We start from the raw sequence: 22,928 nt of genomic DNA on the forward strand, positions 1-22,928 counted from the left end.
CTCCTTTTCCTAAAACTTGAGTCCGGCTTCTCTTGCTCCTTCAGCCAGTTCTTTTACCTTTCCATGGTAGATGTATCCGCCTCGGTCGAAAACGACGTTTTCAATTCCCTTGGCCAATGCTTTCTTTGCGATTTCCGCTCCAACTGCTTTTGCGGCAGCCTTGTTTCTTGTCGAAGAAATCGTTTCTTTCAATTCCTTGTCCAATGTAGAAGCGCTGACCAACGTTGTTCCGTTGGAATCGTCTATAATTTGCGCATAGATGTTTGCGTTGCTGCGGTACACGTTCAATCTCGGTTTTTCCGTTGTTCCGCTCAACTTGAAACGCAGCCTTCTATGTCTGTTTTTTCTGATTTTGTTTTTAACAGGCTTTTTTATCATTTGGAATCACTCCCTTCCTACTTACCGGTTTTTCCTTCCTTACGTCTGATGTACTCGTTGGCATACTTGATTCCCTTGCCTTTGTACGGTTCTGGTTGTCGTTTCTTTCGAATGTTGGCTGCGTGCTCTCCAACTTTCTCCTTGTCGATTCCTCGAACAATGATTTTATTGTTTCCTTCCACTTCCGTTTCGATACCTTCCGGATCGTCCATTTCCACCGGATGGGAATATCCCAGGTTCAACGTCAGTTTCTTTCCTTGCTTTGCTGCTCTGTATCCAACACCATTGATTTCCAGTCGCTTTTCATATCCTGCGCTGACACCAACAACCATGTTGTTGATCAAGGATCGGGTCAACCCGTGCAGAGCCCTGTGTTCTTTCTTGTCACTGGGTCTGGTGATGACCAGCGTGTCGTCCATTTGCTCTACTTTCATGTCACCATGAATGGTTCGTTTCAGTTCACCTTTCGGTCCTTTTACGGTGACATTGCTTCCGTCAATCGTAATGGTCACTCCCGCGGGAATAGCTACAGGCATTTTTCCTATTCTAGACATTCTAACACCTCCTATGATGATGATTTGTTACCAAACGTAACAAAGCACCTCTCCGCCTACTCCAACTTTTCTTGCTGTTTTATCCGTAACAACACCTTTTGATGTAGAGATAATTGCAATACCTAGTCCGTTAAGCACTTTTGGGATTTCATTTTTGCCAGTGTAAACACGAAGACCTGGCTTAGAAATTCTCTTGATCCCGGAAATAACCTTTTGCTTGTTCTCCCCGTATTTTAATGCGATCTTGATCATTCCTTGCTTGTCATCCTCTGTGTATTCCACATTCTTGATAAAACCTTCTTCCAACAAAATGCCGGCAATTGCCTTTTTCTCATTGGATGCGGGTATCGTTACATAATCATGTTTCGCGTTTTGCGCATTACGAATTCTCGTAAGCATATCTGCGATCGGATCGGTCATTACCATTTTGTGTACCTCCTTCCACTATACAAATCTTACCAACTCGCTTTTTTTACGCCTGGTATTTCGCCTTTATAGGCCATTTCTCTAAAACATATTCTGCAGACGCCGAATTTTCTTAAATACGCATGCGGTCTTCCGCAAATACGGCATCGGTTATAAGCTCTTGTTGAATATTTCGGTGTTTTTTGTTGCTTGTTCACCATCGCTTTTTTTGCCACTTTTATTCCTCCTTCTTATCGGTTAAAAGGCATTCCCAGCAAGCTCAACAGTTCCAGAGCTTCTTCATCGGTTTTTGCAGTTGTTACAAAAATGATGTCCATACCTCTGATCTGTTCTACTTTATCGTAATCGATCTCCGGGAAAATCAGTTGTTCTTTTACTCCCATGGAGTAGTTTCCACGTCCGTCGAAAGATTTTGCCGATATACCTCTAAAGTCTCTAACTCTGGGAAGGGCGATGTTGAATAATTTATCGGTGAATTCATACATTCTGCTTGCACGAAGGGTAACTTTTGCTCCAACGTTCATGCCTTCTCTCAGCTTAAAGTTGGATACGGATTTCTTCGCTTTTGTAATGACAGGCTTTTGTCCTGCAATGATCGCCAGGTCGTTTACAGCTGCTTCCAAAAGTTTTGCGTTGTCTTTTGCGTCTCCCAGCCCCATGTTTATGACTACTTTTTCCAGTTTCGGTACTTCCATGATGTTGCTGTATTTGAACTTTTCCATCAACGCCGGAATTACCTCTTCTTTATATTTATCCTTTAATCTTGGCATATTGTCTACCTCCTTCCCTACTACTTGTTAAATGTTTCTCCACATTTTTTGCAAAATCGGACTTTCGTTCCGTCTTCCAAAAACTTCTTGCCTGTTCGAACGCCTTTTTTGCACTTGTCGCAGTACAACAACACGTTGGAAGCATGAATCTTCCCTTCCTGCTTGACAATTCCACCTTGCTGTACTTTTTGAGAAGGTTTCATGTGCTTTGTCATCATGTTGATCCCTTCGACGATCACTCGGCCCTCTTTCGGATATACCGCCAACACTTTGCCGGTCTCTCCCTTGTCTTTTCCAGAGTTCACCATTACGATGTCGTCTTTTTTCACATGCATTTTCTTTTTCACTTCAGCCACCTCCTCTTAAAGTACTTCCGGTGCCAAGGACAGTATTTTCATAAATTTTTGTTCTCTCAATTCTCTAGCTACAGGTCCGAAAATACGTGTTCCCCTTGGCTGTTTGTCGTCTTTTATAATTACGGCAGCGTTTTGGTCAAAATTGATGTAGCTCCCGTCTTCTCTACGAATGCTTTTTACAGTTCGAACCACAACGGCTTTTACGACGTCGCCTTTTTTAACAACCCCGCCTGGCGTTGCCGCTTTTACAGAGCATACAATAATGTCTCCTACCGTTGCATATCTTTTTCCAGAACCACCGAGAACACGAATGCACAACAATTCTTTCGCTCCTGTGTTGTCGGCTACTTTCAGCCTGGTTTCTTGTTGTATCATCTGCTTTGTCTCCTTTCAGGCACGACTATAGTGCCTTTTCTATTACCTCTACTAATCTCCATCTTTTATCTTTACTTAAAGGTCGTGTCTCCATGATTTTAACCACATCACCGGTATTGCACTGGTTCTGCTCATCATGAGCTTTGAATTTGGTCGTTCTTTTAACCCTTTTTTTGTAAAGAGGATGTTTTACAAAAGTTTCTACAGCAACAACGATCGTCTTGTCCATCTTGTCACTTACTACTTTTCCTACTCTTGTCTTTCTTTGCGCTCTTTCCACAAAAGTACCCTCCTTTTCCTTAAGCTTCTATTGCTTTCAATTCTCTTTCCGTAAGGATCGTCTTGATCCGTGCATACGTTCTTTTTACTTCCCTGATTCGGATTGGATTTTCCAATTGACCAGTGGCAAGTTGGAAACGCAGGTTGAACAACTCTTCCTTGAGTTCACTCAATTTGCTTTCCAATTCCTGTGTGCTTAATTCTCTTATTTCTTTCGCTTTCATTAGGATTCACCACCCACTTCCTCAAACTCTTTACGGGTAACAAATTTTGTTTTGATCGGCAGTTTATGCATGGCAAGTCGCATGGCTTCTCGAGCCAATTCCTCCGAAACACCTGCGATTTCAAACATGATCCTGCCTGGTTTAACAACTGCTACCCAGTATTCTGGCGAACCTTTACCGGAACCCATTCGGGTCTCTGCCGGTTTCTGTGTTACAGGTTTGTCCGGGAATATCTTGATCCAGACCTTTCCGCCTCTTTTGATATATCTTGTCATAGCGATACGAGCCGCTTCAATTTGATTTGATGTAATCCAACCTGGTTCCAGGGCTTGGATTGCATAGTCACCATAATTGATGGTATTGCCTCTGGTTGCCTTGCCCTTCATTCTTCCTCGAAAGACTCTTCTGCGTTTTACTCTTTTAGGCATTAACATTATGGTTTCCTCCTTCCTTATTTCTTATTGTTTTCTTTTTTTTCAGGAAGAACTTCCCCTTTGTTGATCCAAACTTTCACTCCGATTTTTCCATATGTGGTATTCGCTTCAGCAAAACCGTAGTCAATGTCAGCTCTCAACGTCTGCAAAGGTACATTTCCTTCGCTGTAGTGTTCCGTTCTAGCCATCTCTGCGCCATTCAATCGTCCGGCGACACATGTTTTGATCCCCAATGCGCCACTTCTCAGCGATCTGCTGATGGACTGCTTCATGGCTCGTCGGAAAGAAACCCTTCGCTCCAATTGGGAAGCAATGTTTTCTGCAACCAATTGTGCATTGGTATCGATATTCTTGATCTCAACGATATTGATGAATACATTTTTGTTGGTCATTTTAACGATTTGGTTTTTCAGTGCTTCAATGCCTGAACCACCTTTTCCAATAATCATGCCAGGTTTTGCTGTATGAATATGGATCCTGATTCGATTGGCGTATCGCTCAATTTCAATATGAGAGATTCCAGCAGTGTATTGATTTTTCTTGATGAATTTTCGGATCTTGTTATCTTCGATTAGAAAATCTGCAAAATCCTTGTCTTTCGCATACCATCTTGCGCTCCAGTCCTTGATAACTCCAACTCTCAGACCGTGCGGATTGACTTTTTGACCCACTAACTATCCCCTCCTTACTCTTTTTCTTTTAGTACAACCGAAATATGGCTGCTTCTCTTCTTTATAAGTGATGCACGACCCATGGAACCGGCTAAAAACCGTTTCATGGTTGGTCCCTGATCTGCATATATTTCTGCAACATATAATTTTGCAGGATCCATTTCGTAATTGTTTTCCGCGTTTGCTGCTGCTGATTTGATGACTTTTTCCACTACTTTTGCTGACTTGTTCGGCAACAACATCAATATGTTAATGGCTTCGCCAAGTTGCTTGCCCCTTACCAGGTCAACAACCAGCTTCGCTTTTCTTGGTGATACTCGTACGTATCTGGCACTTGCTTTCGCTTCCACTTAATTAACCTCCTTCCAAGACTTTCTATTTCTTCCCGGAAGACTTTTCCCCTGCATGACCTCTAAAAGTTCGTGTAGGAGCAAATTCTCCGAGTTTATGTCCAACCATGTCCTCCGAAAGGTATACTGGAACATGCTTTCTTCCATCATGCACTGCGATGGTGTGACCTACCATTTGAGGGAAAATCGTCGAGCTTCGCGACCAAGTCTTGATGACTTTCTTTTCATTCTTCTTGTTCATTTCTTCGACTCGTTTCAGCAACTTTTCGTCAACATAAGGTCCTTTTTTCAATGATCTACTCATTTATTTACCTCCTTCCGGTACTATTTCGTTCTTCTTCTTACGATATACTTGTCTGAACTCTTGTTTTTCTTTCTCGTTTTGTATCCTAGTGCAGGCTTGCCCCAAGGAGTAGATGGTCCCGGACGTCCTATTGGCGCTTTACCTTCACCACCACCGTGTGGGTGATCGTTGGGGTTCATGACAGAACCACGAACGGTAGGTCGAATGCCCATGTGTCTTTTTCTACCAGCTTTACCGATTCGAACGTTGGCATGGTCAGCATTTCCAACTTGACCTACCGTTGCGCGACATTCTTGACGCACCATTCTCATTTCTCCAGATGGAAGTCGCAATACAGCGTAGCTGTTTTCCTTTGCCATCAATTGTGCAGAGTTTCCGGCACTTCGTACCAGTTGTCCGCCTTTTCCTGCTTTTAGTTCCACGTTGTGTACGATGGTACCTACAGGAATGTTTACCAGGGGAAGAGCATTTCCAACTTTGATGTCAGAACCTTCACCCGATTCTACAAAATCTCCCACCTTCAAGTTCAGGGGTGCGATGATGTATCTTTTCTCCCCGTCCAGGTAGTGCAGCAATGCAATGTTGGCACTTCTGTTCGGATCGTACTCGATGCTGGCCACTTTGGCTTTGATCCCGTCCTTGTTTCTCTTAAAGTCAATGATTCTATATTTTCTTTTTGCTCCGCCGCCTTTGTGACGGACCGTGATTTTACCGTGTGCATTTCTTCCGGCCGTGTGCTTCAATGGAGCAAGAAGAGATTTTTCCGGCGTGCTTGTTGTCACTTCGCTATAGGTGTTCACGCTCATGTTTCTTCTTCCGGCAGAAGTCGGTTTGTATTTCTTGATACCCATTTCACTTTACCTCCTTTTTACGTCGAGACCTTTCGTCCCTTTTTATTAGATGCCTTCAAAGAACTCGATGGATTTGCTGTCTGGAGTAAGTTTTACAATGGCTTTTTTCCAGTTTGCACGTCGTCCGAGATATTTTCCCATCCGCTTCATTTTTCCATTCATGTTCATGGTAAATACTTTTTCCACTTTGACGCCAAAAATCGTTTCTACGGCATTCTTGATCTGGATCTTGTTTGCATCTTTTTTTACTTTAAATGTGTACTTGTTCTCACCGATGTCATCCATACTTCTTTCCGTAACGATCGGCTTTATGATAATGTCATGAGGGCTAAGCATTATGCGTACACCTCCTCTATTTTCTCTACGGAACCTTTCGTTGCCACCAGGCAATCGTAATTCAGCAAGTCATAAACGTTCAAAGTGTCCACCGTTGCTGTAATGACACCTTCGATATTTCTTGCGGACTTGTAAATATTTTCATTGACGCTGTCCAGCACGATGATCGTTTTCTTGCCTGCTTTTATTGCAGATAAAATGGCAGTCATTTCTTTTGTCTTCGGAGCATCCATAACGATGGAATCCAAAACCAGCAATTCATTTTCAGCCACTTTAGCAGAAAGAACGGATTTCATTGCCAATCGATTCATTTTCTTGTTGACTTTTTTAGTATAATCTCTTGGTTTCGGTGCAAAGATCACGCCGCCGCCTTTCCACAATGGAGAACGAATGGTACCGGCTCTCGCCCTTCCCGTTCCTTTTTGTCTCCAAGGTTTTCTGCCTCCGCCTCGAACTTCAGAACGGGTCTTTGCAGATTGTGTCCCCTGTCGCTTGTTGGCCAATTGTGCCACAACAACTTGGTGTACTGCAGCTTCGTTCGGTTCGATGCCGAATATTGCATCGCTTAATGTCAGTTCTTCTATTTTTTCCCCTTTAATATTGATTACATCAATTTTAGGCATTTTTATTCCTCCTTTCCGATCTTACTTTTTAACGGTTTCTTTTATCGTAATCAAGCTTCCCCGGATCCCCGGCACTGCGCCTTTTACCAAAAGAAGGTTTCTATCCGCATCCACTTTGACGATCTCCAAATTTTGTACCGTCACTTGTACGTTACCCATTTGTCCCGGCAGCTTCTTTCCTTTAAATACTCTGGAAGGACTGGAAGATGCACCCATGGATCCTGGGGAGCGGTGATACTTGGAACCGTGCTTCATTGGTCCTCTGGATTGGTTGTGTCTTTTGATGACACCCTGGAATCCCTTTCCCTTGGAAGTTCCGGTAACGTCGATCTTGTCTCCGTTTTCAAATACGTCTGCTTTTACGTCCTGGCCTACTTCGTAAGCGGCTGCATCTGCAACTCGGAACTCTTTAAGGATCCGTTTGTATGCCAGCTCGTTTTTGTCGAAATGACCTTTTCGCGGTTTCGTTACTTTTTTCTCTTTTACATCGCCATAACCCAACTGGATGCTGTTGTATCCATCTGTATCAAGGCTTTTTACCTGAACCACCTGGCAAGGTCCTGCTTCTACTACGGTGACAGGCACCAATTGGCCTTCCTCCGTAAAGATTTGGGTCATGCCGAGTTTTTTTCCTATGATTACTTTCTCCATTTGTTGCACCTCCTAATAATTAGCGGATCACCCTCAGGCGATCATAATCTCATTAAAGCTTGATCTCGATATCTACACCAGCCGGCAGATCCAGCCGCATCAATGCGTCTACTGTCTTTGGCGTCGGGTTCAAGATGTCGATCAGTCTTTTGTGAGTTCTCATTTCAAACTGCTCTCTGGAATCTTTGTACTTGTGTACTGCACGAAGAATGGTGATGATCTCTTTTTCTGTCGGCAACGGAACTGGGCCCGATACACCTGCACCTGTTCTTTTTGCAGTTTCCACGATTTTCTGTGCGGATTGATCCAATACCTTGTGATCATACGCTTTCAATCTGATTCTGATCTTTTGTTTTGCCATACCTAATTTTCCCTCCTTACTTTTCTTTTAGGTACGACCGAATCCCTCGAACACTCTTCCGGGCGTTCACAATATTTTTTTAATAAAATATCGTTGAAATTCGTCGTCCGATTCATGATCTGGACATACTCCGAGAAAATTCCCTCTGGAAAAAAGCAACCTTTCTCTTCATCGCATAAAGTCACAGCTTAAATATTATACCTTAAAGAACTTCCAACCTCAATACTTTTTGCATGCATTTTCATGAGTTTTCACATGTTTTTCATGTTTTTTTGTGTTTTTTTAAAAAAGAGGACGCTATTCTGCGTCCTCCTGATGTTTTTCCCGATCGATTACTCGACGATCTCTGCTACGACACCGGATGCAACGGTTCGTCCACCTTCTCGGATGGCGAAACGCAAGCCTTCTTCGATGGCGATGGGAGTGATCAATTGGATCTCCATGGCGATGTTGTCGCCAGGCATTACCATCTCCACGCCTTCGCCCAGCTCGATGATGCCGGTCACGTCAGTGGTTCTGAAATAAAACTGCGGTCGGTATCCGTTGAAGAAAGGAGTATGTCGTCCACCCTCTTCTTTTGTCAATACGTATACTTCCGACTTGAATTTGGTGTGGGGATTTACAGTTCCCGGCTTGGCCAATACTTGTCCACGCTCGATCTCTGTTCGGTCCACTCCTCGAAGCAACGCTCCGATGTTGTCTCCGGCTACTGCCTGATCCAACAGTTTTCTAAACATCTCTACTCCGGTAACGACTACTTTTCTTCTCGTTTCCGTCATTCCGATGATCTCTACTTCTTCACCGACTTTGATGGTTCCACGCTCTACTCTACCTGTAGCTACAGTTCCTCGTCCTGTGATGGAGAAGACGTCCTCTACCGGCATCAGGAAGGGCTTGTCCGTTGCTCTTTCCGGGTCCGGGATGTACTCGTCTACCTCTTTCATCAGTTCAACGATCTTGTCGCCCCATTCTCCGTCTGGATCTTCCAGTGCACGAAGGGCGCTTCCTACTACGATGGGCGTGTCGTCGCCTGGGAATTCATATTCGTTGAGCAGCTCTCGTACTTCCATTTCCACCAGTTCGATCAACTCGTCGTCGTCGACCATGTCGGCTTTGTTCAGGAATACAACGATGTAAGGTACTCCTACCTGTCTGGACAAGAGGATGTGCTCTCTTGTTTGAGGCATGGGGCCGTCTGCTGCACTTACTACCAGGATGGCTCCGTCCATTTGGGCGGCTCCTGTGATCATGTTCTTTACGTAGTCGGCGTGTCCCGGGCAGTCTACGTGAGCGTAGTGTCTTGCATCTGTTTCGTACTCTACGTGAGAAGTGGAGATGGTGATCCCTCTTTCTCTCTCTTCCGGTGCCTTGTCGATCTTGTCAAATGCTACAGCGGATCCTGTTCCGAATCTTTTGTTCAATACTGTTGTGATCGCTGCCGTCAACGTCGTTTTGCCGTGGTCTACGTGTCCAATGGTTCCAATGTTTACGTGGGTTTTGTTTCTTTCAAATTTTGCTTTTCCCATCTTAATACCCTCCTAATTATTTTTTGCCTTCCATGATTTGCTCGGAAATGCTCTTTGGTACTTCTTCATAGTGATCAAATTGGTAGGAATATACGCCTCGACCCTGGGTCTTGCTTCGAAGGTCTGTGGCATATCCAAACATCTCGGACAATGGAACGAATCCACGTACGACTTGCACATTTCCTCGCGGTTCCATACCTTCGATTCGGCCACGTCTGGAGTTCAAGTCTCCAATGACGTCTCCCATATATTCTTCCGGTACGGTGATTTCGATTTTGAAGATCGGCTCCAGGATCACTGGATCCGCTTTTTTGCAGCCCTCTTTGAAGGCCATGGATCCTGCAATTTTAAATGCCATCTCCGAAGAGTCGACATCGTGGTAGGATCCGTCTACCAGGGTAGCCCGGAAGTCCAATACCGGATAACCGGCAAGTACACCGTTTTCCATGGCTTCTCGAATCCCTTGATCGACCGGCGCAATAAATTCTTTCGGTATGGATCCCCAACGATCTTGTTGACGAATTCATATCCTTCGCCTGGTTGTCTCGGTTCCAGTTCCAGCCATACGTGACCATACTGGCCCCGACCACCGGATTGTCGTGCAAACTTTCCTTCCACTCGGACGTGCTTTCGAATGGTTTCTCGATAAGCTACCTGTGGTTTTCCTACATTTGCCTCCACTTTGAATTCTCGAAGCATACGGTCTACGATGATGTCCAAATGCAACTCTCCCATTCCGGAGATGATGGTTTGACCTGTTTCCGAATCCGTGTACGTTCTGAATGTAGGATCTTCTTCTGCAAGTTTCTGCAGTGCGATGCTCATTTTATCTTGACCTGCTTTTGTTTTCGGTTCAATGGCAACGGAGATTACCGGTTCCGGGAAATCCATGGACTCCAGAATGACCTGGTCGCTTTCTACACAAAGAGTGTCTCCTGTAGTGGTATCTTTCAAACCTACGGCTGCAGCAATATCTCCAGTGTAGACCATGTCGATCTCTTCCCGGTGGTTCGCATGCATCTGCAGGATCCGGCCGATCCGCTCTTTTTTTCCTTTGGTTGAATTATATACATAGGATCCGGAATTCAATACACCGGAGTAAACCCGGAAGAATGCCAGTTTACCAACATAGGGGTCTGTCATGATCTTGAACGCCAGTGCAGAAAACGGACCGTCGTCGTCTGCCGGTCGCGAGATCTCCTCGTCCGTCTTGGGGTCGATCCCCTTGATGGCCGGTACGTCCAGCGGAGAAGGCATGTACTCTACAACTGCATCCAACATGGGTTGTACCCCTTTGTTTTTGTAGGAGGATCCACACAGTACCGGGATCATGCTTACAGCTACCGTCGCTTTACGAATGGCGGCATTGATCTCAGCCGGCGAAATCTCTTCTCCTTCCAAAAACTTCATCATCAATTCTTCGTCGAAGTCGGAAATGTGCTCCAACAGGTTTTCCCGATACTCTTCTGCTTTTTCCTTCATGTCTTCCGGGATCTCGACGACTTCTACATCTTTTCCTTCATCATCCTTGTAAATAACGGCATTCATGAGCACCAGGTCGACCAGGCCTTTGAAAGTATCTTCACTTCCGATAGGCAACTGGATCGGCACCGCATTGGCACCCAGACGTTCTTGCATCATGTCTACAACATGATAAAAGTCCGCACCTAAAATATCCATTTTATTTACATAGGCCATTCTTGGGACCTTGTATTTGTCCGCTTGACGCCATACGGTTTCCGATTGGGGCTCCACTCCACCTTTTGCACAAAATACGGCAACGGATCCGTCCAACACACGCAAGGAACGTTCTACTTCAACTGTGAAGTCAACGTGTCCGGGTGTGTCAATAATGTTTATCCTATGATTTTTCCACTGGCAAGTAGTAGCAGCAGAGGTAATGGTGATACCTCTTTCCTGCTCCTGCTCCATCCAGTCCATTTGAGAAGCCCCTTCGTGGGTCTCGCCTAGCTTTCGGATCTTTCCCGAATAAAACAATATTCTTTCCGTGGTGGTGGTTTTCCCTGCATCAATATGGGCCATGATTCCAATGTTTCTCGTCATTTCCAAACTAAACTCTCTTGACACAGTATCCATCCTTTCTTTGGTAAAAAAAACTTCCTAGATTACCATCTGTAATGAGCGAACGCCTTGTTGGCTTCGGCCATTTTATGAGTATCTTCTTTTTTCTTCACAGATGCTCCGGCATTGTTGACTGCATCCAGCAACTCTGCAGACAATCTTGCTTGCATGGTTTTTTCGTTTCTTGCTCGAGTGTATCGAACCAACCAACGCAAACCAAGAGCTTGTCTTCGATCCGGTCGGATCTCGATGGGCACCTGGTATGTTGCTCCACCGACTCTTCTTGCTTTTACTTCCAATACCGGCATGATGTTGTTGAGTGCTTCTTCAAACACTTCCAATGCGTCTCTTCCGGTTTTTTCTGCTACGGTATCAAAGGCTCCGTACACAATTCGTTGTGCAACGCCTTTTTTTCCATCCAACATGATGTTGTTTACCAATTTTGTTACCAGGATGCTGTTGTACAGCGGATCCGGCAATACTTCTCTCTTTGGAACAGGTCCTTTTCTAGGCACTTTGCTTCCCTCCTTAATAAAAATCTTTCATCGGTACTCGACTACATAGTGCGCCGTTGTGCGTAATATCTATTGAATATTATAAACCGGGTTTATAACGGATAGCTATTGCACGATTATTTCTTAGCAGCTTTTTTTGCACCATACTTCGATCGAGACTGTTGTCTGTTTTGCACTCCAGCTGTATCCAATGCTCCTCGAATAATTTTGTAACGTACACCGGGAAGGTCTTTGACTCTTCCGCCTTTGATCAATACGACGCTGTGTTCCTGCAGGTTATGTCCAATACCTGGAATGTATGCAGTAACCTCTGTTCCATTGGTCAAACGTACTCTGGCGATCTTACGAAGGGCAGAGTTCGGCTTCTTCGGAGTTGTGGTTCTTACAGCAGTACAAACACCTCTCTTTTGAGGGTTGTTCTTCAGTGCGGGAGAGTCGGATTTGTATTCCACCTTGGCTCTTCCATTCTTGACAAGCTGACTAATCGTTGGCATTTTTTTGTTGCACCTCCTTGTTTTTTGATTATATCAGGCGTTTTCGCCAAATATTGCAATAAATGTCCCCCTCTACAGGAGAGGGGGAGTAAATAGCACCTGTTTATTCTTTCAACAACACTGCAGCCGCAGTTTTTCGCTCAATGCCACAGGCCGTACCCAATTCACTCATACTATTTACAAATGTGATCTCCACTCCATGATTTTCACAGAGCATTTCAACTTCTTTTTTTATGGGAGCATCCGCATCCAGAGCCAAATACACTCTTTCCGCCTGATCTGCCCGAACAGCTTTCATCGTCTGTCTCGTCCCGACAAGAACTTGGCTTGCCTTTAAATCTTCCAGCATATTCCTACCTCCTTGTGGACGCCTGCAGATGCGCTTATAAATTTTATCACTGGCATCCAGACATGTCAACCTTTTTATAGGTCAAGATCGTCGATGAGCACTTCTGAAAGGTCGATCTCATCGGTGAACTCATCCAACGAGAACTCTTCTTCCACTTCGTCTTCTTCCAATTCTACATTGCGGTATCCCTTGACACCGGTTCCCGCAGGAACCAGTTTTCCTATGATGACATTTTCCTTGAGGCCGATCAACGGATCCACTTTTCCTTTAATTGCTGCATCGGTCAATACTCGAGTGGTCTCCTGGAAGGATGCGGCAGACAAGAAACTTTCCGTAGCAAGGGACGCTTTGGTGATCCCCAGCAACACACGGGACGCCGATGCCGGCTCCAGATCGTCTGCAACTACCTTGGCATTCTCTTCTTCAAACGCAAAGATGTCCACCAGTCCGCCCGGCAATAATTGGGTGGCACCCGGTTCTTCGATCTTCACTTTTCGAAGCATCTGTCGAACGATCAGCTCGATGTGCTTGTCGCTGATATGTACCCCCTGCAAGCGGTATACTTTCTGTACTTCTTGAAGGATGTATTTTTGAACACCGGATACGCCTTTGATGCTCAAAATGTCGTTGGGGTTGATGGAACCGTCGGTGATCTCGTCTCCGGCTTCCACCTCATCTTTATTATTGACTTTCAGTCGGGAACCATATGGGATCAGATAAACTTTCTCGTCATCCTCATTGATCACCGCAACTTCTTTTTTCTTCTTGGTTTCTCGAACTTCCACTGTACCTGCGATCTCGGAGATGATGGCCAAACCTTTTGGTTTTCTCGCCTCAAAGAGCTCCTCGACCCTGGGAAGACCCTGGGTGATGTCGTCGGCACTGGCCACGCCACCGGTGTGGAATGTACGCATGGTCAACTGGGTCCCCGGCTCGCCGATGGACTGGGCGGCAATGATCCCTACCGCTTCCCCGATCCGTACCGGTTCCCAAGTGGTCAGGTCCACGCCGTAGCACTTGGCGCAAACACCTACTTTGGACTGGCAGTTGGTGATGGAGCGGATGGATACTTCCTTGATGCCCGCCTTTTCGATCTTCTCTGCGACCAATCGGGTAATGATCTCCCCGGCCTTGACCAAAACTTCTCCTGTTTGAGGATCCGTTACGTCTTCAAAAGCGTACCGCCCGGATAGACGATCCTTCAAGGACTCGATGATCTCTCCGCCATCGTTGATCTCTTTTGCAAGATATCCTACAGGGCTTCCACAATCTTCTTCCTTGATGATGACATCCTGGGATACATCCACCAATCGTCTGGTCAAGTATCCGGAGTCTGCCGTACGAAGGGCCGTATCCGCCAATCCTTTTCGGGCGCCGTGGGTGGAGATAAAGAATTCCAGAACGTTCAATCCCTCACGGAAGTTGGAACGGATCGGCAACTCGATGATCTTTCCAGATGGGCTGGCCATCAATCCACGCATACCTGCAAGCTGACGGATCTGGTTCTTGCTGCCTCGGGCTCCTGAATTGGCCATCATATTGATGGGATTCAAAGGATCCAAATGGTCCATCAAGGCATCTGTTACTTCGTCCGTCGTATGGTTCCATATGTCGATGACTTTTTGGTATCGCTCGTCTTCCGAGATCAAACCTCTTCGGAAAAGCTTTTGCACCTTGTCTACTTCGATCTCTGCCAAGGCCAGTAGTTCCGGCTTTTTGGAGGGAACTTCCATGTCGCTTACACCTACCGTGATGGCACCGATGGTGGAGTAATGGAATCCCATTCGCTTGATGTTGTCCAGCGTGACAGAGGTATGTGTCGGTCCGTGTTTTTCGTAACATTTCTCGACGATGGCAGACAGGACTTTCTTGTCTACGGTCGTATTTATTTCCAATTGGAACATTTCTTCTTCTGTATCTCTTGGGACAAATCCCAAGTCTTGGGGTATGATCTCGTTGAACAAGAACCTTCCTACGGTACTTTCCACGATTTTCTGCTTGTCTACCCCATCAATATTTTTTGTGAGTCGAACCTTTACTCTGGAATGAAGGGATACTACCTTGTTGTTGTAGGCTTTCTCCATCTCTTCCATGTCTGCAAAGATCTTGCCTTCACCGGCAGCACCTTCGGTTTCAATGGTCAAATAGTAGGAACCGAGGATCATGTCTTGGGTGGGGCTGATGACCGGGCTTCCATCTTGGGGCTTCAAAATATTGTTGGCCGCCAACATGAGGAATCTGGCTTCTGCTTGTGCTTCTACGGACAGTGGAACGTGGACCGCCATTTGGTCTCCGTCAAAGTCTGCATTATATGCCGTACAAACCAGGGGATGCAACTTGATGGCTCGTCCTTCTACCAAGATGGGCTCGAAAGCCTGGATCCCCAATCTATGCAAGGTGGGAGCTCGGTTCAACAACACCGGATGCTCTTTGATGACTTCTTCCAGCACGTCCCATACTTCCGGTCGAAGTCGTTCCACCATGCGCTTGGCGCTTTTGATGTTTTGTGCAAATTTCTTTTGTACCAGTTCCTTCATAACAAAAGGCTTGAACAATTCGATGGCCATTTCTTTCGGCAATCCGCACTGGTACATTTTCAGTTCCGGTCCTACTACGATAACCGATCGACCGGAATAGTCTACCCGTTTTCCCAACAAGTTTTGTCGGAATCGGCCTTGCTTTCCTTTCAGCATGTCGCTCAAGGATTTTAACGGTCTGTTTCCGGGGCCGGTGACTGGTCTTCCTCTACGACCATTGTCGATGAGTGCGTCTACGGCTTCCTGCAACATCCTTTTTTCGTTTTGTACGATGATGTCCGGTGCATCCAGATCCAAGAGACGCTTCAACCGGTTGTTGCGGTTGATCACTCTTCGATACAGGTCATTCAAGTCGGAAGTGGCAAATCGTCCACCGTCCAACTGGACCATGGGACGAAGCTCCGGCGGAATGACCGGTACTACTTCCAGGATCATCCACTCCGGATTGTTTCCGGAAGTACGGAATGCTTCCACTGCCTCCAGTCGACGGACCGTTCGGATCCTCTTCTGGCCGGTGCTGTTTTTCAAATCTTCTCTCAGTGCCTGAGATTCTGCGTCCAGGTCCAACTGGGAAAGCAGGTCCTTTATTGCTTCTGCGCCAATGGACGCCTTAAACTCATTGCCGTATTTCTCCCGGTATTCCCGATACTCCCGCTCACTGAGCAGCTGCTTGGGCGAAAGAGGGGTATTCCCCGGATGGGTTATTACATAGGATGCAAAGTAAATGACCTTTTCCAAAGAACGGGGGGACATTTCCAGCACCAATCCCATTCTGCTTGGTATTCCCTTGAAATACCAGATGTGGGAAACGGGAGCTGCCAATTCGATGTGCCCCATTCTTTCCCGGCGCACTTTCGATCGGGTTACCTCGACGCCGCAATTTTCGCAGACGATCCCCTTGTAGCGTACTCTCTTGTATTTCCCGCAATGACACTCCCAGTCTCGGGTCGGTCCAAATATCTTTTCACAAAACAAGCCTTCCTTTTCCGGCTTGAGGGTTCTATAGTTGATGGTCTCGGGTTTCTTGACCTCTCCTTTTGACCACTCTCGTATCTTTTCTGGTGAAGCCAATCCAATTTTGATCGCTTTGAAATCAAAAAATTCATTCAAGGAGCTTCTCTCCCTTCTCAAATTATTCACACACTACATCCGCAGTTTATTCACCGATCTCGTCGTCCAGATCTCCCATTAAATCATCTATGTCAAAATCATCGTCCAAGTTGTCTTCCAGGTCCTCTTCGTAGAATCCGTCCGGATCTTCCTCATCCAATTCCCTGTTGATGATAGTGACACCAAAGTTCTCCAGTCCGTCGTCGTCAAATGCATCTTCTTCGATCTCCAGAACATCTTCATTCTCACTTAAGACCGCTACATTCAAGGCCAAACTTTGCAGCTCTTTGATCAGTACCTTGAATGACTCCGGCACTCCTGGAGTCGGAATGTTTTCTCCCTTGACAATGGCTTCATAGGCTTTGACCCGTCCCACCACGTCATCGGATTTGACCGTCAAGATCTCCTGCAGGGTGTGTGCCGCACCATATGCTTCCAGGGCCCACACTTCCATCTCCCCAAAACGCTGGCCTCCAAACTGGGCTTTTCCACCCAATGGTTGCTGGGTGACCAGAGAGTAAGGTCCTGTGGATCTGGCATGCATCTTATCATCTACCAAGTGGTGCAATTTCAGTATGTACATATATCCAACAGTAACGTCGTTGTCGAAAGGTTCTCCGGTACGACCGTCGTGAAGGGTTATTTTACCGTTTCGATTGTAATGGGCCTCTTCCAGAATATCCATGATGTCGTCTTCGTTGGCTCCATCAAAAACCGGTGTTGCGATTTTCCATCCCAAGGCCTTTGCGGCCAAACCGAGGTGGACCTCCAGTACCTGTCCGATGTTCATCCTGGATGGTACTCCAAGAGGATTCAAGACGATCTCCACCGGTGTTCCATCGGGAAGAAATGGCATGTCCTCTTCCGGCAAGATCCTGGAAATAACACCCTTGTTTCCGTGACGTCCCGCCATCTTGTCTCCTACGGATATTTTCCGCTTGCTGGCGACGTAGACGCGGACCAGTTGGTTAACACCCGGCTTCAGGTCTTCATCCTTGTTTTCTCTGGAGAATACTTTTACGTCTACAACGATTCCGCTTTCTCCATGAGGAACTTTCAAGGAAGTATCTCGAACTTCTCTTGCTTTTTCACCAAAGATGGCCCGCAACAGCTTCTCTTCCGCCGTCAATTCCGTTTCACCTTTGGGTGTTACTTTTCCAACCAGAATGTCCTCGGAGTTGACCTCCGCACCGATTCGAATGATGCCTCGCTCATCCAGATTCTTCAGTGCATCTTCTCCGACATTTGGAATGTCCCGAGTGATCTCTTCCGGTCCAAGTTTCGTTTCTCTTGCTTCCGATTCGTATTCTTCTATATGTATGGATGTGAAAACATCTTCCTTCACCAGCTTTTCACTGATCAGGATGGCATCCTCATAGTTGTAGCCTTCCCATGTCATAAAGGCGATCAGTATGTTTCGACCCAGTGCGATCTCACCGTCATCTGTAGACGGACCATCGGCAAGGATCTGGCTTTTTTCTACTTTTTCCCCTTTTTCCACAATGGGACGTTGATTGATGCACGTTCCCTGATTGGATCTTCTGAATTTCAACAGGGTGTATTTGTCCAGCTGTTGATCTTCACGTCGAACGGTGATCTCCGTCGCGGAGACTCGCTCCACTACACCGGGATTTTTTGCCAAGACACAAACTCCGGAATCTTTTGCCGCCACATGCTCGATCCCTGTTCCGATAATGGGGGATTCGGGCTTCAACAACGGCACTGCCTGACGCTGCATGTTGGATCCCATCAAGGCTCGGTTGGCGTCGTCGTTTTCCAAAAATGGGATCATGGACGTTGCCACGGAAACGATCTGCTTCGGTGAAATGTCCATATAGTCGACCCGTTCCGGCTCCACGGTTACAAAATCCCGCTTCAGTCCGGCTCGGCCTGTGACCTTGTCTCTCATAAAGCGGTTGTTCTCATCCAATGGCTCGTTGGCTTGGGCGATGGTGTATTTTCCTTCTTCATCCGCTGCAAGATATTCGATCTCGTCGCTGACGATCCCATTGTTTACCAACAAGTAGGGTGCTTCAATAAACCCGTAATCATTGACTCGAGCATAGGTACTCAATGAACCGATCAGACCGATGTTGGGGCCCTCCGGCGTCTCGATGGGGCACATTCTTCCATAATGGGAGTGGTGCACGTCTCGAACTTCAAATCCGGCACGCTCTCTGGAAAGACCGCCTGGTCCCAAGGCAGAAAGACGTCGTTTGTGGGTCAGCTCTGCCAACGGGTTGGTCTGGTCCATAAATTGAGACAGTTGAGAACTGCCAAAAAATTCTTTTACTGCGGCATTGACTGGTCGAATGTTGATCAGTCCCTGAGGCGTCACCGCTTCATTTCCCTGAATGGTCATTCGTTCTTTCACGACACGCTCCATTCGGGACAAACCGATCCGGAATTGATTCTGCAGCAATTCTCCAACGGATCGAAGTCGACGATTCCCCAGGTGGTCGATGTCGTCCACCATGCCCAGATTGTAGTTTAATCCCAGGTTGTAGTTGACGGAAGCAAAGATGTCCTGGATCAATATATGTTTTGGGATCAATTCATCCAAACGCTTGTCGAAATCTTCCTTCATTTCTTCCGGTGTTTTCCCCGACTGGAGGATCTCTTGAAGGACATAGTAATTCACCATTTCCTCCACGACATCCGGATCATAATCGAATGGAAGGTCCTGCTTCTCGATATCGACAAATCCGTTGCCGATCACTTTGAATTCCCGGTCTTCTTCCACGATAACAGTCACTTTGTCGATTCCGGCATTTTGGATCTCCCATGCCGTTTTTTCGTCTACAATGCTGTCGGCCTCTGCGATAAGTTCGCCAGTCAATGGATGGACGATGTTGTCCTTGATTTTTCTTCCAGTGATCCTGCCCGCAAGTGCCAACTTTTTATTGAATTTATAACGGCCGACTCTGGCCAGGTCGTATCTTCTTGGATCAAAAAACATGCTGTTGAGCAGAGATTCCGCACTGTCTACAGTGGGAGGCTCGCCTGGTCGCAGTCGCTTGTATACTTCCAGCAGTCCTTCTTCCCGATTTTCCGTTGCATCTTTTTCCAAAGTGGCAAGAAGTCTCGGGTCTTCTCCAAAATAATCCAGGATCTGGGCTCTGGTTCCCAGACCAAATGCCCGCAACAATACGGTGATCGGCAATTTTCTCGTTCGATCCACCCGTACATGCAAAATATCGTTGGAATCCGACTCATATTCCAGCCATGCCCCACGGTTGGGGATGACTTGGGAAGAATACAAGGGTTTTCCCGTTTTGTCGATGTCCTCGGAAAAATAGGTTCCGGGAGATCGCACCAACTGGCTGACGATGACCCGTTCCGCACCGTTTATGATAAAAGTTCCATTTTCTGTCATCAGCGGAAAGTCCGCCATAAAAACGCTTTGTTCCTTCACTTCTGCCGTTTCTTTGTTGATCAATCGAACCTTGACTTTCAACGACGTTGCATAGGTTGCGTCTCGTTCCTTGCACTCCGCTTCGGAGTACTTCGGCTCTCCATCCAAATTGTAGTCAATAAATTCGAGAATCAAGTTGCCCGTGTAGTCCATAATGGGAGAGATATCGTTAAAAACCTCTTTTAGTCCTTTTTCCAAAAACCACTTGTAAGACCTCTTCTGGATCGCAATCAGATTAGGAATGTCCAAGACTTCATTGATTTTTGAAAAACTCATCCGCGTGTTTTTCCCTAATTGTACAGGATGCACCATCCTCTATTCACCCCTCGCTTAAAAGTAAAAAGCCAAAAGCTAAGTAATCATTATGTATTTAGTTTACTCGCTTTTGGTTGTTTCGTATTAGTATATATTTTTTTATGTCGTGACAAAATCTGCATCAATAACTAGAAAAATATTCTTTTGATGCAATTTACAATGCTATCATAGTTTTCATTTATTGTCAATCAAACTTGCATTATTTTTTCAGTTTTTTATACGCTCCCGTTCTTTTTTACAGCCGAAAGCCTTTCCCGGTTTCGACCATAAAAAAAAGCGGGAAATCCCGCTTTAGCATTACTTGACTTCTACAGAACCGCCAACTTCTTCAACTTTGGCTTTGATGGCTTCTGCTTCTTCTTTCGTAGCAGCTTCCTTGATTGCTTTCGGTGCATTGTCAACCAATTCTTTTGCTTCTTTCAATCCAAGACCAGTCAATTCTCTTACTACTTTGATGACTTTGATCTTTTGATCTCCAGCAGATGCCAGGATCACGTCGAACTCAGTTTGCTCTTCTGCTTCTTCTGCCGCTGCTGCAGCCGGAGCTGCTGCCATAGCTACAGGAGCCGCTGCACTTACACCAAACTCTTCTTCCAAAGCTTTAACCAGTTCGGAAAGCTCCAATACCGTCATGTTCTTTACTTCTTCAATCATTTGCAATACTTTTTCGCTTGCCATTTTTATTTACCCTCCATATTATCTTTCTATTGTTTTAATTTTCAAATCCTTAAGCAGATGCTTCCTTTTGTCCTCTTACCTGATCAAGCGCTCTTGCCAAGCCGCTGATGTTCGCCTGCAATACGCCAACGAAACCTGCGATCGGTGCATTCAAGCCGCCAAGTACTTTTGCAACCAAAACTTCTTTCGGCGGCAACTCGGCCAAATCCTTGATCTCTTCGATACTGATGACTTTTCCGCCCACCAAGCCTCCTTTTACTTCCATGGCTTTGTGTTTCTTGGCGAATTCTGTGATCACTTTTGCTGCAGCAACGGGATCTTCCGTACTGAAGGCCACCGCCGTTGGTCCAACCAGGTAATCAAGCAATCCTTCATTGCCGGTTTCTTTTGCCGCAAATCGCATCATGGTGTTTTTATACACCTTGTAATCAACAGAAGCTTGTCGCGCGATACTTCTGAATTCATTGAGCTCTTCCACGTTCAATCCACGGTAATCCACCAGGATCATACTCTGGGCATTCTCCATTTTCGTTGAGATTTCTTTAACCACATCTTCTTTCAACTCTCTGATCGACACTATGTTCCACCTCCTTCTCCATTTCCTTGGGCGAAAGATAAAAAAACTCTCTTTGCGCCGCGAGGCATACAAAGAGAGTATATTTCATACTAACAGTGTACCACCTCGATAGGATATTAAGCTTTCGCACCTATTGTCTTCGGTTTGGCTTTTATTTTAAATCACATGAATTATAACATCACGCAATCTGCTTGTCAAGATTATTAGACCTTTGCAGGATTGATTTTGATCCCAGGACCCATGGTGCTGGTGATGGTGATGCTTCTAAAGTAGGTTCCCTTGGAAGAAGCAGGTTTCGCTTTCTTGACAGCCTCCAGCAAAACGCTAAGGTTTTCATGAAGTTTGTCGGTTTCGAAGGATCCCTTTCCTACCGGAACGTGAATGATGTTGGTCTTGTCCAGTCGGTACTCGACTTTACCAGCTTTGATATCGGCTACTGCTTTTGCCACATCAAAGGTTACAGTACCGGACTTTGGATTTGGCATCAAGCCTTTAGGTCCAAGGACCCGACCCAATCTTCCTACAACACCCATCATGTCTGGAGTTGCAACAACCACATCAAAATCAAACCAATTTTCTTTTGTGATCTTATCCACCATTTCTTCGGCACCGACGAAATCAGCGCCTGCATTGGTGGCTTCCGTCGCTTTGTCTCCTTTTGCAAAAACCAATACGCGTACGGTTTTTCCAGTTCCATGAGGCAATACGATGGCACCGCGGACTTGTTGGTCTGCATGTCTGGAATCCACACCCAATTTGATATGAGCTTCAATGGTTTCGTCGAACTTTGCTGTGGCGGTTTTCTTAACCGTTTCTACAGCTTCATCCAAATCATACAATCTGGAACGATCGACAAGTTTAAATTTGTCTTGGTAATTCTTTCCTCTTTTCATTTCTTCCTCCTTGTGGTATTAGCGGATTTACCTCCCACTGCGTTTCTTGCTTACTCTTCTACTGTAACTCCCATGCTTCGTGCAGTACCAGCAATCATTCTCATGGCGGATTCTACGGATGAAGCATTCAAATCGGGCATTTTCAGTTCAGCGATCTCTCGTAGCTTCTCCTGGCTGATCTTTGCCACTTTTTGCTTGTTGGGAACGCCGGATCCACTTTCAATGCCAACTGCTTTTTTGATCAATACTGCTGCCGGCGGCGTTTTTGTGATGAAGCTGAAAGTTCGATCTTGATATACCGTAATAACTACCGGGATGATCATACCTGCTTCATTTGCTGTTTTTGCGTTGAACTCCTTGCAAAATCCCATGATGTTCACACCATGCTGACCCAAAGCAGGACCTACTGGTGGAGCTGGTGTCGCTTTGCCGGCAGGTATTTGCAACTTTATCATTCCAATTACTTTTTTAGCCATATTTACACCTCCCTGTGC

29 protein-coding genes, 1 pseudogene and 1 other annotated feature are annotated in these 22,928 nt (G+C 45.9%); all 30 genes and pseudogenes read right to left on the bottom strand.

Features of this window, described 5'->3' with window-relative positions; genetic code table 11:
- Window positions 1-9: 9 nt before the first annotated feature.
- Window positions 10-378 carry a 50S ribosomal protein L18 gene (gene rplR / locus J0B03_RS06405; RefSeq protein WP_207298819.1) on the bottom strand — a complete coding sequence of 123 codons (369 nt, stop codon included), beginning with the start codon at window positions 376-378 and terminating at the stop codon, window positions 10-12.
- Between the two features lie 17 nt (window positions 379-395).
- Complete coding sequence (rplF, locus tag J0B03_RS06410; RefSeq protein ID WP_207298820.1) at window positions 396-932, bottom strand: 50S ribosomal protein L6; 537 nt, start codon at window positions 930-932, stop codon at window positions 396-398.
- Window positions 933-959: 27 nt separating this feature from the next.
- Window positions 960-1,358 (bottom strand): 30S ribosomal protein S8, encoded by a 399-nt coding sequence (gene rpsH / locus J0B03_RS06415; protein WP_207298821.1) that lies wholly within the window; start codon window positions 1,356-1,358, stop codon window positions 960-962.
- A gap of 29 nt (window positions 1,359-1,387) precedes the next feature.
- Window positions 1,388-1,573 (bottom strand): type Z 30S ribosomal protein S14, encoded by a 186-nt coding sequence (locus tag J0B03_RS06420; protein WP_207298822.1) that lies wholly within the window; start codon window positions 1,571-1,573, stop codon window positions 1,388-1,390.
- A 15-nt stretch (window positions 1,574-1,588) separates the two neighbouring features.
- Window positions 1,589-2,128: a 50S ribosomal protein L5 gene (gene rplE, locus J0B03_RS06425; protein ID WP_207298823.1), complete on the bottom strand. Its 540-nt coding sequence runs from the start codon at window positions 2,126-2,128 to the stop codon at window positions 1,589-1,591.
- A gap of 20 nt (window positions 2,129-2,148) precedes the next feature.
- On the bottom strand, window positions 2,149-2,463 hold the full coding sequence (rplX, locus tag J0B03_RS06430) for a 50S ribosomal protein L24 (RefSeq protein ID WP_207301004.1): 315 nt from the start codon (window positions 2,461-2,463) through the stop codon (window positions 2,149-2,151).
- A 27-nt stretch (window positions 2,464-2,490) separates the two neighbouring features.
- The gene (gene rplN, locus J0B03_RS06435) at window positions 2,491-2,859 is read right to left on the bottom strand and encodes a 50S ribosomal protein L14 (RefSeq protein ID WP_207298824.1); all 369 of its coding nucleotides are present in this window, start codon (window positions 2,857-2,859) and stop codon (window positions 2,491-2,493) included.
- 25 nt (window positions 2,860-2,884) lie between these two features.
- On the bottom strand, window positions 2,885-3,139 hold the full coding sequence (rpsQ, locus tag J0B03_RS06440; protein ID WP_207298825.1) for a 30S ribosomal protein S17: 255 nt from the start codon (window positions 3,137-3,139) through the stop codon (window positions 2,885-2,887).
- A gap of 19 nt (window positions 3,140-3,158) precedes the next feature.
- Window positions 3,159-3,362, bottom strand: a complete 204-nt coding sequence (gene rpmC, locus J0B03_RS06445) for a 50S ribosomal protein L29 (protein WP_207298826.1) — start codon at window positions 3,360-3,362, stop codon at window positions 3,159-3,161.
- Window positions 3,362-3,796 (bottom strand): 50S ribosomal protein L16, encoded by a 435-nt coding sequence (gene rplP / locus J0B03_RS06450; RefSeq protein ID WP_207298827.1) that lies wholly within the window; start codon window positions 3,794-3,796, stop codon window positions 3,362-3,364. The genes rpmC and rplP overlap by 1 nt, the downstream gene beginning before the upstream one ends.
- Before the next feature lie 17 nt (window positions 3,797-3,813).
- A complete protein-coding gene (gene rpsC, locus J0B03_RS06455; protein WP_207298828.1) occupies window positions 3,814-4,467 on the bottom strand; it encodes a 30S ribosomal protein S3 in 654 nt (217 codons plus the stop codon).
- Window positions 4,468-4,481: 14 nt separating this feature from the next.
- Window positions 4,482-4,817, bottom strand: coding sequence for a 50S ribosomal protein L22 (rplV, locus tag J0B03_RS06460; RefSeq protein WP_207298829.1), 336 nt, complete (start codon window positions 4,815-4,817; stop codon window positions 4,482-4,484).
- A 25-nt stretch (window positions 4,818-4,842) separates the two neighbouring features.
- Window positions 4,843-5,121 carry a 30S ribosomal protein S19 gene (rpsS, locus tag J0B03_RS06465; protein ID WP_207298830.1) on the bottom strand — a complete coding sequence of 93 codons (279 nt, stop codon included), beginning with the start codon at window positions 5,119-5,121 and terminating at the stop codon, window positions 4,843-4,845.
- 20 nt (window positions 5,122-5,141) lie between these two features.
- Entirely contained in the window at window positions 5,142-5,972 is an 831-nt protein-coding gene (gene rplB, locus J0B03_RS06470; protein ID WP_207298831.1) for a 50S ribosomal protein L2, read from the bottom strand.
- Window positions 5,973-6,017: 45 nt separating this feature from the next.
- Window positions 6,018-6,308 (bottom strand): 50S ribosomal protein L23, encoded by a 291-nt coding sequence (gene rplW, locus J0B03_RS06475; RefSeq protein ID WP_207298832.1) that lies wholly within the window; start codon window positions 6,306-6,308, stop codon window positions 6,018-6,020.
- Window positions 6,308-6,931 carry a 50S ribosomal protein L4 gene (gene rplD / locus J0B03_RS06480; protein WP_207298833.1) on the bottom strand — a complete coding sequence of 208 codons (624 nt, stop codon included), beginning with the start codon at window positions 6,929-6,931 and terminating at the stop codon, window positions 6,308-6,310. The genes rplW and rplD overlap by 1 nt, the downstream gene beginning before the upstream one ends.
- Window positions 6,932-6,952: 21 nt before the next feature.
- Entirely contained in the window at window positions 6,953-7,582 is a 630-nt protein-coding gene (gene rplC / locus J0B03_RS06485; RefSeq protein ID WP_207298834.1) for a 50S ribosomal protein L3, read from the bottom strand.
- 52 nt (window positions 7,583-7,634) lie between these two features.
- Window positions 7,635-7,943, bottom strand: a complete 309-nt coding sequence (gene rpsJ / locus J0B03_RS06490) for a 30S ribosomal protein S10 (protein ID WP_195682016.1) — start codon at window positions 7,941-7,943, stop codon at window positions 7,635-7,637.
- Window positions 7,944-8,275: 332 nt separating this feature from the next.
- On the bottom strand, window positions 8,276-9,469 hold the full coding sequence (tuf, locus tag J0B03_RS06495) for an elongation factor Tu (protein ID WP_207298835.1): 1,194 nt from the start codon (window positions 9,467-9,469) through the stop codon (window positions 8,276-8,278).
- Window positions 9,470-9,485: 16 nt separating this feature from the next.
- Window positions 9,486-9,827, bottom strand: coding sequence for a hypothetical protein (locus J0B03_RS12450; RefSeq protein ID WP_374058628.1), 342 nt, complete (start codon window positions 9,825-9,827; stop codon window positions 9,486-9,488).
- Window positions 9,828-9,833: 6 nt separating this feature from the next.
- A pseudogene (fusA, locus tag J0B03_RS06500) lies at window positions 9,834-11,566 on the bottom strand (elongation factor G); the annotation flags it as partial.
- A 29-nt stretch (window positions 11,567-11,595) separates the two neighbouring features.
- On the bottom strand, window positions 11,596-12,066 hold the full coding sequence (gene rpsG, locus J0B03_RS06505) for a 30S ribosomal protein S7 (RefSeq protein ID WP_207298836.1): 471 nt from the start codon (window positions 12,064-12,066) through the stop codon (window positions 11,596-11,598).
- A 116-nt stretch (window positions 12,067-12,182) separates the two neighbouring features.
- Window positions 12,183-12,560, bottom strand: a complete 378-nt coding sequence (rpsL, locus tag J0B03_RS06510; protein ID WP_207298837.1) for a 30S ribosomal protein S12 — start codon at window positions 12,558-12,560, stop codon at window positions 12,183-12,185.
- 103 nt (window positions 12,561-12,663) lie between these two features.
- Window positions 12,664-12,909 (bottom strand): ribosomal L7Ae/L30e/S12e/Gadd45 family protein, encoded by a 246-nt coding sequence (locus tag J0B03_RS06515; protein ID WP_207298838.1) that lies wholly within the window; start codon window positions 12,907-12,909, stop codon window positions 12,664-12,666.
- 74 nt (window positions 12,910-12,983) lie between these two features.
- The gene (rpoC, locus tag J0B03_RS06520) at window positions 12,984-16,556 is read right to left on the bottom strand and encodes a DNA-directed RNA polymerase subunit beta' (RefSeq protein WP_207298839.1); all 3,573 of its coding nucleotides are present in this window, start codon (window positions 16,554-16,556) and stop codon (window positions 12,984-12,986) included.
- 46 nt (window positions 16,557-16,602) lie between these two features.
- A complete protein-coding gene (gene rpoB / locus J0B03_RS06525; protein ID WP_207298840.1) occupies window positions 16,603-20,283 on the bottom strand; it encodes a DNA-directed RNA polymerase subunit beta in 3,681 nt (1,226 codons plus the stop codon).
- 300 nt (window positions 20,284-20,583) lie between these two features.
- Window positions 20,584-20,964, bottom strand: coding sequence for a 50S ribosomal protein L7/L12 (rplL, locus tag J0B03_RS06530; RefSeq protein WP_207298841.1), 381 nt, complete (start codon window positions 20,962-20,964; stop codon window positions 20,584-20,586).
- 49 nt (window positions 20,965-21,013) lie between these two features.
- Window positions 21,014-21,541: a 50S ribosomal protein L10 gene (gene rplJ / locus J0B03_RS06535; protein ID WP_207298842.1), complete on the bottom strand. Its 528-nt coding sequence runs from the start codon at window positions 21,539-21,541 to the stop codon at window positions 21,014-21,016.
- A 31-nt stretch (window positions 21,542-21,572) separates the two neighbouring features.
- Window positions 21,573-21,702 (bottom strand) — a sequence feature (ribosomal protein L10 leader region).
- Between the two features lie 42 nt (window positions 21,703-21,744).
- Window positions 21,745-22,434 carry a 50S ribosomal protein L1 gene (gene rplA / locus J0B03_RS06540; RefSeq protein ID WP_207298843.1) on the bottom strand — a complete coding sequence of 230 codons (690 nt, stop codon included), beginning with the start codon at window positions 22,432-22,434 and terminating at the stop codon, window positions 21,745-21,747.
- A 50-nt stretch (window positions 22,435-22,484) separates the two neighbouring features.
- Window positions 22,485-22,910, bottom strand: a complete 426-nt coding sequence (gene rplK, locus J0B03_RS06545; protein WP_207298844.1) for a 50S ribosomal protein L11 — start codon at window positions 22,908-22,910, stop codon at window positions 22,485-22,487.
- Window positions 22,911-22,928: the final 18 nt, after the last annotated feature.

Origin of the sequence: Alkalibacter rhizosphaerae (genome assembly GCF_017352215.1) — a bacterium.
Classification (GTDB): domain Bacteria; phylum Bacillota; class Clostridia; order Eubacteriales; family Alkalibacteraceae; genus Alkalibacter; species Alkalibacter rhizosphaerae.